Annotated in this window: 14 protein-coding genes; 10 read left to right on the plus strand and 4 right to left on the minus strand. The window is 66.0% G+C overall.

The window, feature by feature from the left end:
- The first annotated feature begins 10 nt into the window (after positions 1 to 10).
- The 6 genes from JYG34_RS13875 (at position 11) to JYG34_RS13900 (ending at position 4,763) form a co-directional block, all read left to right on the plus strand.
- Positions 11 to 688: a DUF3313 domain-containing protein gene (locus JYG34_RS13875; protein ID WP_213656980.1), complete on the plus strand. Its 678-nt coding sequence runs from the start codon at positions 11 to 13 to the stop codon at positions 686 to 688.
- A gap of 262 nt (positions 689 to 950) precedes the next feature.
- Positions 951 to 1,544, plus strand: coding sequence for a DUF1842 domain-containing protein (locus tag JYG34_RS13880; protein WP_213656981.1), 594 nt, complete (start codon positions 951 to 953; stop codon positions 1,542 to 1,544).
- Positions 1,545 to 1,563: 19 nt separating this feature from the next.
- Positions 1,564 to 2,013, plus strand: coding sequence for a DUF1842 domain-containing protein (locus tag JYG34_RS13885; protein WP_213656982.1), 450 nt, complete (start codon positions 1,564 to 1,566; stop codon positions 2,011 to 2,013).
- Positions 2,014 to 2,164: 151 nt separating this feature from the next.
- Positions 2,165 to 3,082: an AEC family transporter gene (locus JYG34_RS13890; RefSeq protein WP_213656983.1), complete on the plus strand. Its 918-nt coding sequence runs from the start codon at positions 2,165 to 2,167 to the stop codon at positions 3,080 to 3,082.
- 48 nt (positions 3,083 to 3,130) lie between these two features.
- Complete coding sequence (locus tag JYG34_RS13895) at positions 3,131 to 3,742, plus strand: cell wall hydrolase (RefSeq protein WP_213656984.1); 612 nt, start codon at positions 3,131 to 3,133, stop codon at positions 3,740 to 3,742.
- Positions 3,743 to 3,908: 166 nt separating this feature from the next.
- Positions 3,909 to 4,763 (plus strand): CAP domain-containing protein, encoded by an 855-nt coding sequence (locus tag JYG34_RS13900; protein ID WP_213656985.1) that lies wholly within the window; start codon positions 3,909 to 3,911, stop codon positions 4,761 to 4,763.
- 76 nt (positions 4,764 to 4,839) lie between these two features.
- Here JYG34_RS13900 and JYG34_RS13905 read toward each other — a convergent pair whose 3' ends face one another.
- Positions 4,840 to 5,805: a GlxA family transcriptional regulator gene (locus JYG34_RS13905; protein ID WP_213656986.1), complete on the minus strand. Its 966-nt coding sequence runs from the start codon at positions 5,803 to 5,805 to the stop codon at positions 4,840 to 4,842.
- 99 nt (positions 5,806 to 5,904) lie between these two features.
- Between JYG34_RS13905 and JYG34_RS13910 the strand changes: the two genes are divergently transcribed.
- Entirely contained in the window at positions 5,905 to 6,516 is a 612-nt protein-coding gene (locus JYG34_RS13910) for a LysE family translocator (RefSeq protein WP_213656987.1), read from the plus strand.
- Here JYG34_RS13910 and JYG34_RS13915 read toward each other — a convergent pair whose 3' ends face one another.
- Complete coding sequence (locus tag JYG34_RS13915) at positions 6,517 to 7,716, minus strand: MFS transporter (RefSeq protein ID WP_213656988.1); 1,200 nt, start codon at positions 7,714 to 7,716, stop codon at positions 6,517 to 6,519.
- A 305-nt stretch (positions 7,717 to 8,021) separates the two neighbouring features.
- Positions 8,022 to 8,942, minus strand: coding sequence for a LysR family transcriptional regulator (locus tag JYG34_RS13920; RefSeq protein WP_213656989.1), 921 nt, complete (start codon positions 8,940 to 8,942; stop codon positions 8,022 to 8,024).
- Positions 8,943 to 9,017: 75 nt separating this feature from the next.
- On the opposite strand from JYG34_RS13920, the gene JYG34_RS13925 reads away from it, so the two are divergent.
- Positions 9,018 to 9,347 (plus strand): cupin domain-containing protein, encoded by a 330-nt coding sequence (locus JYG34_RS13925; RefSeq protein ID WP_213656990.1) that lies wholly within the window; start codon positions 9,018 to 9,020, stop codon positions 9,345 to 9,347.
- On the opposite strand, the gene JYG34_RS13930 is transcribed toward JYG34_RS13925, so the two are convergent.
- Positions 9,324 to 10,706 (minus strand): MATE family efflux transporter, encoded by a 1,383-nt coding sequence (locus JYG34_RS13930; protein WP_213656991.1) that lies wholly within the window; start codon positions 10,704 to 10,706, stop codon positions 9,324 to 9,326. The genes JYG34_RS13925 and JYG34_RS13930 overlap by 24 nt on opposite strands.
- 104 nt (positions 10,707 to 10,810) lie before the next feature.
- On the opposite strand from JYG34_RS13930, the gene JYG34_RS13935 reads away from it, so the two are divergent.
- Positions 10,811 to 11,404, plus strand: a complete 594-nt coding sequence (locus tag JYG34_RS13935; RefSeq protein WP_213656992.1) for a TetR/AcrR family transcriptional regulator — start codon at positions 10,811 to 10,813, stop codon at positions 11,402 to 11,404.
- Positions 11,405 to 11,784: 380 nt separating this feature from the next.
- Positions 11,785 to 14,190 (plus strand): glucose/quinate/shikimate family membrane-bound PQQ-dependent dehydrogenase, encoded by a 2,406-nt coding sequence (locus JYG34_RS13940; RefSeq protein WP_213656993.1) that lies wholly within the window; start codon positions 11,785 to 11,787, stop codon positions 14,188 to 14,190.
- Positions 14,191 to 14,199 lie beyond the last annotated feature (9 nt).

A 14,199-nucleotide genomic window follows, 5' to 3' on the forward strand; every position in this document is an offset into this window, starting at 1 on the left:
CCTCGTCATCATGAAGCACCTGCCTCGCACCACCCTGTTGTGCGCCGCCCTGCTGGCCCTGGTCGCCTGTTCCAGCAACCGGGTCGACCCCAAGGACTATTCCGGCTTTCTCAAGGACTACAGCCGCCTGAAGCCCGCCGAAAGCGTTTCCGGCGCGCCGGTGATGCGCTGGGTCGACCCGGACATCAAGGCCCGTCAGTACACCAAGGTGTTCATCGAGCCGAGCCAGTTCTATCCCAAGCCACAGCCGACCAATGTGATTTCGGCGCAAACCCTCCAGGAGATCACCCGCTACTTCAACGAAGCAATGCGCCGGGAACTGGGCAGCGTGCTCACCCTGGTCAAGGAGCCTGGCCCGAACACCATCGTGGTGCGCCCGGCGATCACCGCAGTGTCCACCAGCACCGAAGGCCTCAAGCCCTACGAAGTGATCCCCATCGCCCTGGTGGCGGCGGCGGTCAACACCCCCGCCGGCGGCCGCGACCAGGCCGTGGACATCGCCGTGGAAGCTGCCTTCCTCGACGGTGCCAACCAGAAGGTGCTGGCCCAGGTGGTGCGCAAGGGCAGCGGTAAAGAGCTGGAGAACGACACCACGCAATTGACCCTGAACGATGTCAAGCCGGTGCTCGATGGCTGGGCCAGCGACATGCGCCGCAGCTTTGTGGCGATGCGCGACAAGCAACGCTGAGCCGCTCGTCGGAGATAATGCAAAAAAGCCATCACCGCCTGCCGGGCCTGCTTAACTCAAGCGGGCTGCCAGGCAGGCGGCCCGTATACCACGGATGGGTTGCCCAAGTTGGCTGCCAACAGCCTCTCGCACCCGTCGGCCCGTCTTCATGACGTCGCCCGACGGCCTTTCGAGCGCAAGCCAGCTCGAACTCTCTCCCCTCCTACCGCCTGCGCCAGCTGACATAACCGTTCTTCACTCATTGAATGCAATGGAGGCAATCATGTCTGAATCGCTGCTCGCACCGTCGGAAGGCCTCTTCCCGGTGTCCTACCTGATCGGCAACAACCAGCCAGGGGCACCGCGCCTGCAGCTGGACCTGCTGGTCTACACGCCGGACCGTAGCGTCAACGGCCACGCAACAATCACCCAGGCCACCAACCCACCGCTGGACCTGAACCTGGATGTCTGGGGCACCTACAGCTACCTCACCGTGCAACCGCCAAGCGAAGGCAAGATCCTGCTGACGGTGCGTGGCAACCATGGCGGCCCACACGCCAACTCGCCTGAGCAGTTCGAGCTGCGCGCACTGCTCGATCAGGACTGGCAGAAGGGCGTGGCCAGCTACCGCTACTACAACGGCCAGCGTTGGATCGAAGTGGACAACGTACCGGTCGTGCTCGAGCTCAAGCGTATCCAGACGCTGGCGAACGTCGACCTGGCGACTGAACTGCATAACGCCACCCTGGAGGCCGTTATCGCCACCGGTGACGTCGCCCAGCTCAAGCAACTGGCCAGCGGTGCCGTGGGCAAAGCCCTCGACCAGGCCCTCGCCTCGACCAAGAGCCCGGCCGCCAAGGCCGCCAAGAAAGCCTGAGCAGACAAGGAGAATCAGCATGTCCTTCGGACTCTTTCATACCCGCCTGAATGTCAGCAATGGTCTGCTCGGCGCACCGACCCTGACCCTCGATCTGCTGGTCAATACCGTGCAGAAGAAGGTCACCGGCAGGGCCACCATCATCCAGACCACCCATCCCGTGCAGGTTTTCCACGCCAAGGTATGGGGCGGTTACAGCGAGCTGCCGTTCGCGCCAGTGGGCAGCCCGTCGATCGTCCTGCACCTGGATGGCAGCCCCAGTGGCCCGCTCAGCCAGATCGCCCAGACCTTCCACCTGCAAGGCCTGCTCGACCAGGGCTGGAACTATGGCACTGCCAGCTACCGCTACTTCATCAACGGCCACTGGGTCGACCAGCACGGCCGTGTGCGCAAGGCGCCGGAGATCGTCCACCAACACCAGCCGGCAGAGCGCCTGAAGGCAGCCATCCGCCACCTCGAAAGCGCTTGATCCAGGCTGTGTGACCGTGCGGGAGCCCGTTGGCTCCCGCATCGCCTTCAGTCGATGCAGTTTTTCTCAACACTCACTTCAGAAAACAACGTTTTTTCCAACCCACGCTCCCCGCTAGGCTGTGTCCGTACCCGACCACGGACCCACGCCCATGCTTGCGCTGTTGCTGACCACCCTCGTGCCAATCATCCTGCTCATAGCCCTGGGCACCTGGCTGCGGGTACGTGGCTTTCTCGCCGAAAGTTTCTGGCCCGGCGCCGAGCGCCTGAGCTACTACGTACTGCTCCCTTCGCTGTTCCTCCACGGCCTGGCCACCGCCAACCTCGATGGCGTGCCGGTGCTGGGCATGGTCGGTGTACTGATGCTGTCCACCCTGCTCGGTGCCCTGCTGCTGGTGCTCTACCAGGGGGCGGCGAGCCACGACGGAGCCGACTTCACCTCGGTGTTCCAGGGCGGTGTGCGCTTCAACAACTACATCGGCGCCACCCTGGCCGCCGGCCTCTATGGCAGCGCCGGGATTGCCCTGGCGGCGGTGGCCAACGCCGCCATCGTGCCCCTGGTCAACCTGCTCTGCGTACTGGTGTTCGCCCGTTTCAGTGCCCGCCACAGTTCACCGGCCACGGTGCTTCGGGCGATCTTCGCCAACCCGCTGATCATTGGTTGCGCCGCAGGCCTGCTGCTGCGGGTCAGCGGCCTGGGCCTGCCCGCGGGGCTTGAGCCCACGGTGAAAGCCCTCGGCCAGGCCGCCTTGCCCCTTGGCCTGTTGTGCGTGGGCGCGGCGTTGGGCGGTGCGCGCCTGGGCCAGCAGGCCAAGCCGCTGCTGGCCGCGTCGCTGTTCAAGTTCCTGGTGATGCCGATGACCGCCTGGGGCCTGTGCCGCCTGTTCGGGCTGGGTGGCCAGGCCGCAGTGGTAGCCGTACTGTTCCAGGCACTGCCGACCGCCTCGTCGTCCTATGTGATGGCCCGGCAAATGGGCGGCAACGCGCCCCTGATGGCGACCATCATCGCCCTGCAGACCGTGGCGGCCGCCATGACCCTGCCCGTGGTGCTGAGCCTGACGCTGAATTGAGCGCGCACGGCTAGACTCACAGGCAACCCACCCTGCGAGACCTCGACCATGCGTCACCCTTGGATGCTCTGCGGCCTGCTCCTGGCCCTGCTCGCAGGCCCTCTCGGCGCGGCCGACAGCCAGAAGGCCGCCGTCGCCGAGGACAAGGCGCACAAACTCGAGGAAAAAGTCGTCGAGGACGCGCCGCCCCCTGAACAGCAGGAAAAGATCAGCCCGAGTGAGGTGCAGGCGGTCGATCCGGCCGGCCAGGCACCCATGGATGACAGCATCACGTGCCTGGCACGCACCATTTACTGGGAGGCGAAAGGCGCCGACGCCCAGGACATGAGCGCAGTGGCCAGCGTGGTGCTCAACCGTCTGGGCCACGAAGGTTTCCCAAACACGATCTGCGGGGTGGTCAAGCAAGGGGTGGAGAGCAAGAGCTGCCAGTTCTCCTGGTGGTGCGACGGGCGTTCCGACCAGGTGGAAGAAGAGGAGCGCTACACGGTGGCCAAGGAGATTGCGCGCAAGGCCCTCAACCAGCAGCTGAAAGACCCCACCGATGGCGCACTTTACTTCCATGACCGCAACGTGAATCCCGACTGGGCCAAGACCTATCGCAAGACCACCGAGACCACCCATTTCCTGTTCTACAAACCCAACCAGGCGCTGGCCAGATAGGCCGGACCTGCGAATCCTTATCAAGTGATCGCACTTTTGCCATCATCGACGGTCTATTGCCCCTTTGCCGCACTGCACAGGGCCGGGCCAAAACCCGTGCGCTTGTGTAGGATGAGCAGCGCGGGCGGGCTTGCACCCCGGCGCTGCCAGTCATAGGGAGATCCACATGCGCGTCCTGTCATCCGTTGCCTGCCTCTACGGCCTGTCGCTGCTGGCCTCGACCAGTGCCCTGGCGTTCACTGGCGAGGAAGCGCAACTGATCGATACGATCAATGTCTATCGCAGCCAGGCGCAGCGTTGCGGTGGCGAAGCCTCGCTGGAGCTGCCGCCGCTCAACAGCGACACCCGCCTGGCACTGTCGCCGGAGGGCACCCGCGACCTGCAACAGGCCATGAGCCGCGCCGCCTACCCCATGGTCAACGTCCAGGCCATCAGCCTGTCCGGCCCGCGCGATGCCCAGGCGGCGATGAGGGCCATCGAGGAAAGCTTCTGTCAGGTGGTGCTCGACCCGCAGTTCGTCGATATCGGTGTCAGCCAGGAGGGCCGCGACTGGCGCATCGTCCTGGCCCGGCCGCTGCTCAGTGGCCGCCTGGGCGACTGGCAGGCCGAAGGGCAGAAATTGCTGCAGGCGATCAACGCCGCGCGCAACGTGCCACGCCAGTGCGGTGGCCAGCCCTTCCCCGCCGCCCCGGCGCTGGCCTGGAACAGCACGCTGGCTGGCGTGGCCGCCACCCACACGCGCAGCATGGCCAACCAGAACTTCTTCGACCATATCGACCGCGACGGCCGCACCCCCGGTGATCGCGCCGAACTGGCCGGCTACCTGTACCGGCAGATCGGCGAGAACATCGCCGCCGGGCGCGACACCGCGGGCAAGGTGGTCGAGGGCTGGCTGGCCAGCCCCGGGCATTGCGCGACGCTGATGAACCCGGACTATCGCGAGCTGGGGGCGGCGTATGCGGTCGATCCGAAGAGTGATGCGGGCATCTACTGGACGGGATTGTTCGGTAGCCCGCAGTAGGTGTTGCCCTTTTCGCCAGCAAAGCTGGCTCCTGCAAAAGCAGATCCCATGCAACCTGCAGGAGCCAGCCTTGCCTCTATCGCGCCCTGCGCAGCGCCAACGCCGTGCAACCGAACCGCCGCTTCACCCACTTGCCCAGGTAACTGGCATCCCCCATTCCCACCTCGTCGGCTATCTGCGCCAGGCTGTGGCTCGAGTTGAGCAACCGCCACCGCGCCTGCTGCAAGCGCATTTCCTGCCACCAGGCCTTGGCGCTCATGCCATGGCTGGCCTGAAACTGCCGGTCGAGCTGGCGCCGACTGATGCCCAGCTCCGCTGCAAGCTGTTCGATGGACAGCCGCGCCGCCAAGTGATGGCGCATCAACGCCAAAGCACGCTGCACCTGGCGCCCCTGCCCCGGCCCGGCCTCCAAAGAGCGCAGGGCGTGGCGACTGTCACGGTTTTCGTCCACCAGCATGTCCGCCAACCCTTTCAGCGCCCTGGCCCGGCCACAGGACCGCGCGATCAGCTCCACCGCGAGGTCGATGGCCGCAGTGCCGCCCGCACAGGTGATACGTGGGCCGTCGATGCAGTACAACTGCTCGGTCAACACCCGCACTCGCGCAAAGCTGGCCCGAAACTCGGCCTCATGACGCCAGTGCACCACCACCTCGAACCCATCCAGCAAACCGCAAGCCGCTACCAGGAAGACGGCATTGTCGACACAGACCAATTTGACCCCAGCCTTCGCCGCCCGCCTCAGCAATGCCCGATACACAGGGGCCAGCTCCGCCGTTGCACTGGCGTTGCGCCCGCCGAACAACACCAGGTAGTCAAACTCGCGCCACTCGACCTGTTCCGGCGTCACGTCCACCTGCAGCACCGCGCCGCTGCTCGACGCCACCGGCTGCCCGTCCAGCCCCAGTAAGCGCCAGTGGCAGTAGCGCTGGCGGCTGTAGTCTTCGTCATCGGCGGAAAAACGCAGCTTGTCGAGGAACGCGCCCAGGGGCAGCAGGGCGAACTCAGGCAAAGGCAAGATCAGCAGGCGCAAGTCGGGGGTCATGCAGAGTGTCCAGATATCACCATGGAATGACCAGATCATACGCTGTATCGGCATCGACCTGTTTCATACTGGTCTCCTGAAAACACCCAAGGCACCTCCATGGCTCTCGATACCTGGCTCATTTACCTGCTTGCCTGCATCGGCTTGTCGCTGACTCCAGGCCCCAACAGTTTGCTGGCGCTCACCCATGGCGCACTCTATGGCGCCCGGCGCACGCTGTTCACGATCATCGGTGGTGGCGTCGGCTTCACAGCCCTGATCGCCCTCACCCTGTTTGGCCTGAGCGCACTGCTGCTGGCCTCGGCGTCGTTGCTGACAGTGATGAAGTGGGTGGGCGGTGCCTACCTGGTATGGCTGGGCATCCAGCTATGGCGCACGCCTGCATTGCATCTGCAACCGCTCGAAGCCAATACCGGGCTGAGCAATGCCGGCCTGTTCCGCCAAGGCCTGCTGTCTGCCGTGGCCAATCCGAAAGTCCTGCTCTTCTATGGCGCCTTCCTGCCCCAGTTCATCGACCCGAACCGAGGCTTGGCGATGCAGTTCGTGGTGCTGGCGGCGACCTTCGCCTGCGTGGAGTGCCTGGTCGAGTGGCTGCTGGCGCGCCTGGCGTTTCGTATCCGCCCCTGGCTGGCCAAGGGCGGCAGGGGCTTCAATCGTTGCTGTGGCAGTCTGTTCGCCCTGATTGGCGTGGCGCTGCCTTTGGGGCGCTGATCAGCCCTTGGGCGAGATCACCAGAAACACCAGCAACGCCAGGGCGGGCAGCGCGGCGCCCGCCAGTGCCACGCCGCTCCAGCCAAACTGCGCGTAGACACCGCTGGCCACCGCCGAGCCCACGGCACCGCCCAGGAAGATGCTGGTCATGTACAGCGCGTTGAGCCGGCCACGGCTGGCCGGATCGAGCGCGTACACCTCGCGTTGGCCGATCACCATGTTCATCTGCACCGCGAAATCCAGCAACACGCCCGTCAACCCCAGGCCGATCACGCTCATGCCTGGCGCGCTCAAGCCCATCAGAAGCGCCATGGGTGCCAGGGCCATCGCCAGCAACGAGCCACGCCGTGCGTGCCCCGCGTCGGCCAGGCGCCCGGCCAGCGGTGCCGCCACCGCCCCCACTGCGCCCACCAGGGCGAACAACGCGATCTGGCTCTGCGACAGACCATGCTCGCCTGCCAGGGCCAGCGGCACCGCCGTCCAGTACAGGCTGAACGCACCGAACATAAGCGCCTGGTACAGCGCACGCTGGCGCAGCAGCGGGTAGCGACGCAGCAAACCGACCAGCGACCACATCAACCCGGGGTAGCTGGCCTTGTGCTCGGGCACCCGACGCGGCAGGGTCAGCGCCAGCAGCAGGATGATTGCCAGCATCACCCCGGCCGCGCCGATGAACACTGCTCGCCAGCCGAAGTGGTCGGCCACCAGGCTCGACAGTGGCCGCGCCAGCAGGATACCCAGCAGCAACCCACCCATGATGTTGCCCACCACCCGACCGCGTTGCTGCTCCGGCGCCAGGTGGGCGGCCAGCGGGATGAGCATCTGCACCGCCACCGAACTGAAACCGATCAGCAATGCAAAGCCAAGAAACAACTGGCCCTGACCATGGCCGCTGGTGCCCGCCAGCAACAGGCTGACGGTGGCCAGCACCGCCGTGGCGATCATCAACCTGCGGTTTTCCAGCAGGTCGGCCAACGGCACCAGCAGCAGCAGGCCCAGGGCATAGCCAAGCTGGGTCAGCGACACGATGAGGCTGGCTTTTTCGGTGGACAGCCCCAGGTCCGGGGCGATCAGGCTGACGATCGGCTGGGCGTAGTAGATGTTGGCGACGATGGCGCCACAGCAGAACGCCAGCAGTGTGACCAGCGCCCGGCTCAGGCCCGGGGCCGACGGCTGGGCGACAGCGAGGGTGGGATTCATGGGAGGTTGCCTCGGGAAACGACGGAAGGTGGGTGCATGGTGCCGTGCATCGCCGTTGCAGGGAATCCGGTGCCAGCGCAACGGGCCTTTGCGCCACACGCAACGCTCTCGACGCAGGCGTTGCAGCGCCTATGAGATCGGGTGCCGCACCTGTGAGGCCATGGTTGTTAGCGGGAAACTCGCGTCGTGCAAACAAAGCGAACAACCATGGTCTGTCAGGCATAGGCACGTTGCAACCGATGTAGGAGCGGATTCATCCGCGATGCGCCGCGCGGGCGGCGCTCGGTCTCCAGAGCTCTACAAGGTTACCGCCAAGCCCCCTCTCCTCCCCCCGCCAGCAGCGCCTCGCAGAAACCGACAAAAGCCATCACCCGCCTCGACCCCCGATGATTGGGCAAGTACAGCGCATTGATGCTGGTGCTGGCCGCCCCCGGGCTCGCCTGCCAGTCACTGAATAGCCGCTGCAAGCGACCAGCCTCGACATCCTCGCGCACCAGCCAGTCGGCGAGCAGGGCGACACCGCTGCCAGCCATGGCCGCTTCGCGCAGCAGGTCGGCATTGGCGCTGCGCAGCGGGCCGGCGACATCCAGCTCCAGCGCCTGCTCACCACGCCTCAAGCGCCAGGGCCTGGCCGACTGGCCATAGCGAAAGCGCAGGCAGGCGCAGTCAGTCAACTGTCGGGGGTGCTCCAGGGGCGGGCGCTGTGCCAGGTAGGCCGGGCTGGCCACCAACCAGCGCTCGAAGCGCCCCAGCGGGCGACACACCAGCTCATCGCTGGGCGCCGGCTCCCCCAGGCGAATGGTCATGTCGTAGCGGCCATCGAGCAGGTCATCGAAGCGGTCGCTGAGGTCGATGTCCAGCTCCATCCCTGGGTGACGTGCCAGGAATGCGCCCAGGTGCGGTGCGATCACCCGCCGACCAAACTCCACCGGCAGGCACAGGCGCAGCACACCGACAGGCTCCTCGCCGCGGTCGGCCACGCGGGCATCGGCCTCGGCCAGCGCCTCGAGGATGTCCCGCGCACGCTGGTAGTAACCTGCCCCCGCCTCGGTCAGACTGACCTGGCGCGTCGAACGATTGAGCAAGGAAGCGCCCAACTCGTTCTCCAGCGCGTCGACCAGACGAGTCACCGAGGAAGTCGCCACCCCAAGCTTGCGCGCGGCGGCGGAGAACCCCTGGGCCTCGACCGTGGCCATGAACACCTTGATCGCCAGCAGCTTGTCCATTGCGATTATCCCTGGGGCAAAAACCCGGAACCTTCCTACAATCACCGGCGGTAATCAACCACGCACGAGACCACCATGCCCGACAATCTGTTCACCGCCCTGCCCGCCCTCGACCCACAGGCTGCCGAGCAATTCGACGACCTGCTGCGCCGCCCGGGGCTGCGCATCGAGCGCATCGTCTCCAGCGGCCAAGCCAGCCCAGCGGGCTTTTGGTACGACCAGGCCGAAGGCGAGTGGATCGTTCTGCTCAGCGGCAGCGCCGGGCTGCGCCTGGAGCACGAACCCGAAACCCGTGTCTTGCACCCCGGCGACTATCTGGACATCCCGCCCCACTGCCGCCACCGGGTGGAATGGACCGAGGCCGGCGTGGCCACGGTGTGGCTAGCGGTGTTCTATGGCGCCTGAACCAGTGCCTGCCCAGGCCGGCCGAGCCTGCAGCCAGTAGAAGCGCCAGGGCAGCAGCAATGCCGCCACGGCCAGGCCGCAGGCAAAACCGACCCACACACCGACTGCGCCCAGCGCGGAATGGAACGCCAGCCAGTAACTCAATGGCAGCGCCAGCAGCCAGTAACTGACCATGGTCACCCCCACCGGCCAGCGATAGTCCTGCAAACCACGCAAGGCACCCAGCGCAGTGGACTGCAAGCCATCGGCCACCTGCATCGCCGCCACCACCACGAACATCGGCACCGCGATGGCGACGACCTGCGGGTCGTCACTCATGGCCTCGGCGATCCGGCGACCGAATACGGCCAGCAGCACCGTGGCAACGACCATCCAGGCGGTCACGCTGATGAAGGTGGCGCTGCCGATGGCATGCACCCGGGCCTGCTCGCCACGGCCCTGGGCCTGGCTGATGCGAATGCTCACCGCCGCGGCCATGCCCAGCGGCAGCATGTACAGCAACGCGCCGATCGACTGCACCACCTGGTTGGCCGCCAGCGCCGCATTGCCAAGCCAGCCCAGCATCCAGGCAGCAATCACCACCGCGCCGGCTTCGGCCAGGTAGCCCAGGCCCAACGGCCATCCTTCGCCCAGCAGTGTCCGCCAATGCAGGGGTTGCCCACGGGCAGCCTGGCGATAGTGTGCCAACGACGGCGCCAGACGCCAGTACGCAAGGGCCAGCAGCACGGCCAGTGACTCGGCGATCACCCCGGCGATGCCAGCACCCACCAGCCCCAGCGCGGGCAGGCCGAAATGGCCGTGGATCAGGCCGTAGCTCAGCGGAATGTTGAACAGCACTGCGCTCATCACCAGCAGCACCGCCACCCATGGACGGCCGATGGCCTCCAGCACATCCTTGAACACCACCGCCAGGCAGTACGGAATCAGGAACACCGCCATGGCTTGCCAGTAGGGGGCCAGCAGCGCCACATCGGGCAACGGCACCCCCAGCCACTGCAGCACCGGCAGGCTGGCGAGCATTGCCAGGCAGCCGAGGACACCGACCAACAGCCCATAGCCCAGGCCGGCACGCAAGGTCCGCGCCACGGCGCCCGGATCGTCGGCACCAAAAGCCAGGCCGGCACGCACGCTGAGCGTGGCGAGCATCCCGTAGAGCCCGGCGTGGAAAATCAGGCCGGCGCTGGCAGTCAGCGACACACACGCCAGCACCAAAGTGCCGAGCGATGCCAGCAGTACGGTGTCGGTCAGGCTGATCAACTCGGCAGCCGACAGGCCCAACACCAGCGGCAAAGCCAGGCGCAAAAGCCCGGGCAGTTCACCCAACCAGGCGTTTTTCGGGCGCAAGACAGGAGCAGTCACGGTGAAAACCTCCATTTGACATACGCTGCGTATGCTAATGCCATTTATTGACATACGCAACGTATGCTAATTTGCAGCCACCGCCTTTTCTCCTGGAGAACCTTATGCCCGCCCCCCGCCGCAGCCGCGCCGCCATGAGCGCCGACACCACCGAGCGGCTGATCGCCGTGGCCCGCCGTCAGTTCAGCGAGAAAGGCTTCGCCGCCGTGGTCATGGACGATCTGTGCGCCGAGGCCGACCTCACCCGTGGCGCGCTGCATCACCACTTCGGCGGCAAGGCCGGGCTGTTCACCGCCGTGGTGCAAAGCCTGCTGGAGAACATCAATCGGTTGCTGGACGAACGCTTCGCCCTGCATGACGACCCCTGGGAGGGCTATATCGACACCTGCCTGTACTACTACGACCTGCTGCACGACCAGGCCTTGCGCCGCATCCTCCTGCAGGACGCCCCCGCGGTGCTGGGCACCCGTCTGCGCGAGCTTGAGGAAGCAAGCTACATCGGGCCCATGGCCCAGGGGCTGGTGGAGTTGCAGAAGGCCGGCAGGTTGCGGGCGTTCGACGCCGTGGCCATGGCCCATCTGATCAACGGCGCGATGGGCGACAGTGGCATGTGGGTGATCGCCCAGCAGGATCCGCAGGCGGCCGCCGAACGGGTGAAAGCGGCGTTGCGCTGTTTGTTGGAGGGGTTGCAGGCCTGAAATAAAAATGAAATGGCTACCCCGCCTCACCCTGTAGGAGCGGATTCATCCGCGATGCGCCGCGCGAGCGGCGCTCGGTCTTGAGAGCGCAGCAAGACCTCCACCCAGCATCTGCTGCCTGCATGCGATCATGGGCCTGGCCCTTGCCGCCCTGATGCAGCCTCTCCCTGTTCGGGCAGTTCGCCTCCACGACAGGAGATGGTGGAGGCTTCAGGCGCATGGCGCGAAGATTGGCAGTGCCTGCAACACCGAGCGCCGCCCGCGCGGCGCATCGCGGATGAATCCGCTCCTACAGATCAGGGAAAGCAAAATGTACTAACTTGTTAATTAGCTTGCTAAGGGCTTACACTGCGCCGCATTCCACCTGCGAGATCCCTGGCATGAAAGACACACCGCGCGCGTCAAGCGCCTCAACCCTGATCCTGGTCGGCCTGGGCGTGGTCATCGCCCTGCTCGGCCTCCTCCTGGCCGCCGGCGGCGTCAAGCTGGCCGGCCTCGGCGGCTCCTGGTACTTCCTCATTGGCGGCTTGGCGATGGCTATCGCCGGCCTGCTCATCGCCCGCCGCAAGCCGGCCGGCGCCTGGCTGTACGCTGTGTTCCTCGCCGGCACGGCCCTGTGGGCGCTGATCGACGCCGGCCTGGTGTTCTGGCCGCTGTTCTCTCGTCTGTTCATGTTCGCCGCGATCGGTTTGGTGGTGGCGCTGGCCTACCCGCAACTGGTGCGGCGCAAGGCCCGTGGCGCCTATGGCGTGGCCGGCGTGCTGGCCGTGGCGCTGGCGATCGCCGTTGGCAACATGTTCGTCGCCCACCCCAGCGTCGCCCCCACCGGCAAGGGCCCGGGCCTGACCCCGGTCGAGGCCGGCCACCAGCAGAAAGACTGGGCCCACTACGGCAATACCGAAGGTGGCAGCCGCTTCGCCGCGCTGGACCAGATCAACCGCAGCAACGTCGATAAGCTCAAGGTGGCCTGGACCTACCACACCGGCGACGTGGCCATCAGCGATGGCAACGGCGCGGAAGACCAGCTGACCCCGCTGCAAGTCGGCGACAAGGTGTTCATCTGCACCCCGCACAACAACCTGATCGCCCTCGATGCCGACACCGGCAAGGAACTGTGGAAGAACACGATCAACGCCCAGTCCAAGGTCTGGCAGCGCTGCCGTGGCATGGCCTATTTCGACGCCACCGCACCCATCGCCCAACCGACCCAGCCGAACAGCTCACCGATCACCGTGGTCAGCGTTGCGGCCGGCACTAACTGCCAGCGCCGCCTGCTGACCAACACCATCGACGGCCGCCTGATCGCCGTCGACGCCGACACCGGCGCGTTCTGCCAGGGCTTCGGCAACAACGGCCAGGTCGACCTCAAGGCGGGTCTGGGTGACGTGCCCGACTCGTACTACCAACTGTCCTCGGCGCCGCTGATGGCCGGCACTACTGTGGTGGTCGGCGGCCGCGTGGCGGACAACGTGCAGACCGACATGCCGGGTGGCGTGATCCGCGGCTTCGACGTGATCACCGGTGCAATGCGCTGGGCCTTCGACCCGGGCAACCCACAGGACCGCAACATCCCGGCCGAAGGTAAGAGCTACGTACGCAGCACCCCCAACAGCTGGGCGCCGATGTCCTACGACCCGGCGATGAACACCCTGTTCCTGCCGATGGGCTCCTCGTCCACCGACATCTACGGCGTCGAGCGCAGCCAGCTGGATCACACCTACGGCGCCTCGGTGCTGGCCCTGGACGCCACCACTGGCAACGAAAAGTGGGTGTACCAGACGGTGCACAACGACCTGTGGGACTTCGACCTGCCGATGCAGCCGAGCCTGATCGACTTCACCCGAGACGACGGCAAGACCGTGCCCGCCGTGGTCATCGGCACCAAGGCCGGGCAGATCTACGTGCTCGACCGCGCCACCGGCAAGCCGCTGACGCAAGTCGATGAAGTGCCGGTCAAACCCAGCAATATTCCCAACGAGCCGTACTCCCCGACCCAGCCGAAATCCGTTGGCATGCCGCAGATCGGCGCACAAACGCTGACCGAGTCGGACATGTGGGGCGCCACCCCCTACGACCAGTTGCTGTGCCGCATCGACTTCAAGAAGATGCGCTACGACGGCCTGTACACCGCGCCCGGCACCGACCTGTCGCTGAGCTTCCCGGGCTCGCTGGGGGGCATGAACTGGGGCAGCATTTCCACCGACCCGGTGCACGGTTTCATCTTCGTCAACGACATGCGCCTTGGCCTGTGGATCCAGATGATCCCGTCGCAGAACCAGGGCTCGGCGGCCTCCGGTGGCGAGGCGCTGAACACCGGCATGGGCGCGGTGCCGCTCAAAGGCACCCCTTACGCGGTGAACAAGAACCGCTTCCTCTCGGTGGCTGGCATCCCTTGCCAGGCACCACCGTTCGGCACCCTGACCGCCATCGACATGAACACCCGGCAGATCGCCTGGCAGGTGCCAGTCGGCACCGTCGAGGACACCGGCCCACTGGGGATCCGCATGCACCTGCCGATCAAGATCGGCCTACCCACGCTAGGCGGCACCCTGGCGACCCAAGGCGGCCTGGTGTTCATCGCCGGCACCCAGGACTTCTACCTGCGCGCCTACGACAGCGGTAACGGCAACGAGATCTGGAAGGCCCGGCTGCCGGTCGGCAGCCAGGGCGGCCCGATGACCTATGTGTCGCCCAAGTCCGGCAAACAGTACGTGGTGGTCACCGCTGGCGGCGCGCGCCAGTCGACCGACCGCGGCGACTATGTGATGGCCTACGCACTGCCATAGACCGCGTCG

Origin of the sequence: Pseudomonas entomophila, from assembly GCF_018417595.1 — a bacterium.
GTDB classification, from domain to species: Bacteria; Pseudomonadota; Gammaproteobacteria; order Pseudomonadales; family Pseudomonadaceae; genus Aquipseudomonas; species Aquipseudomonas entomophila_C.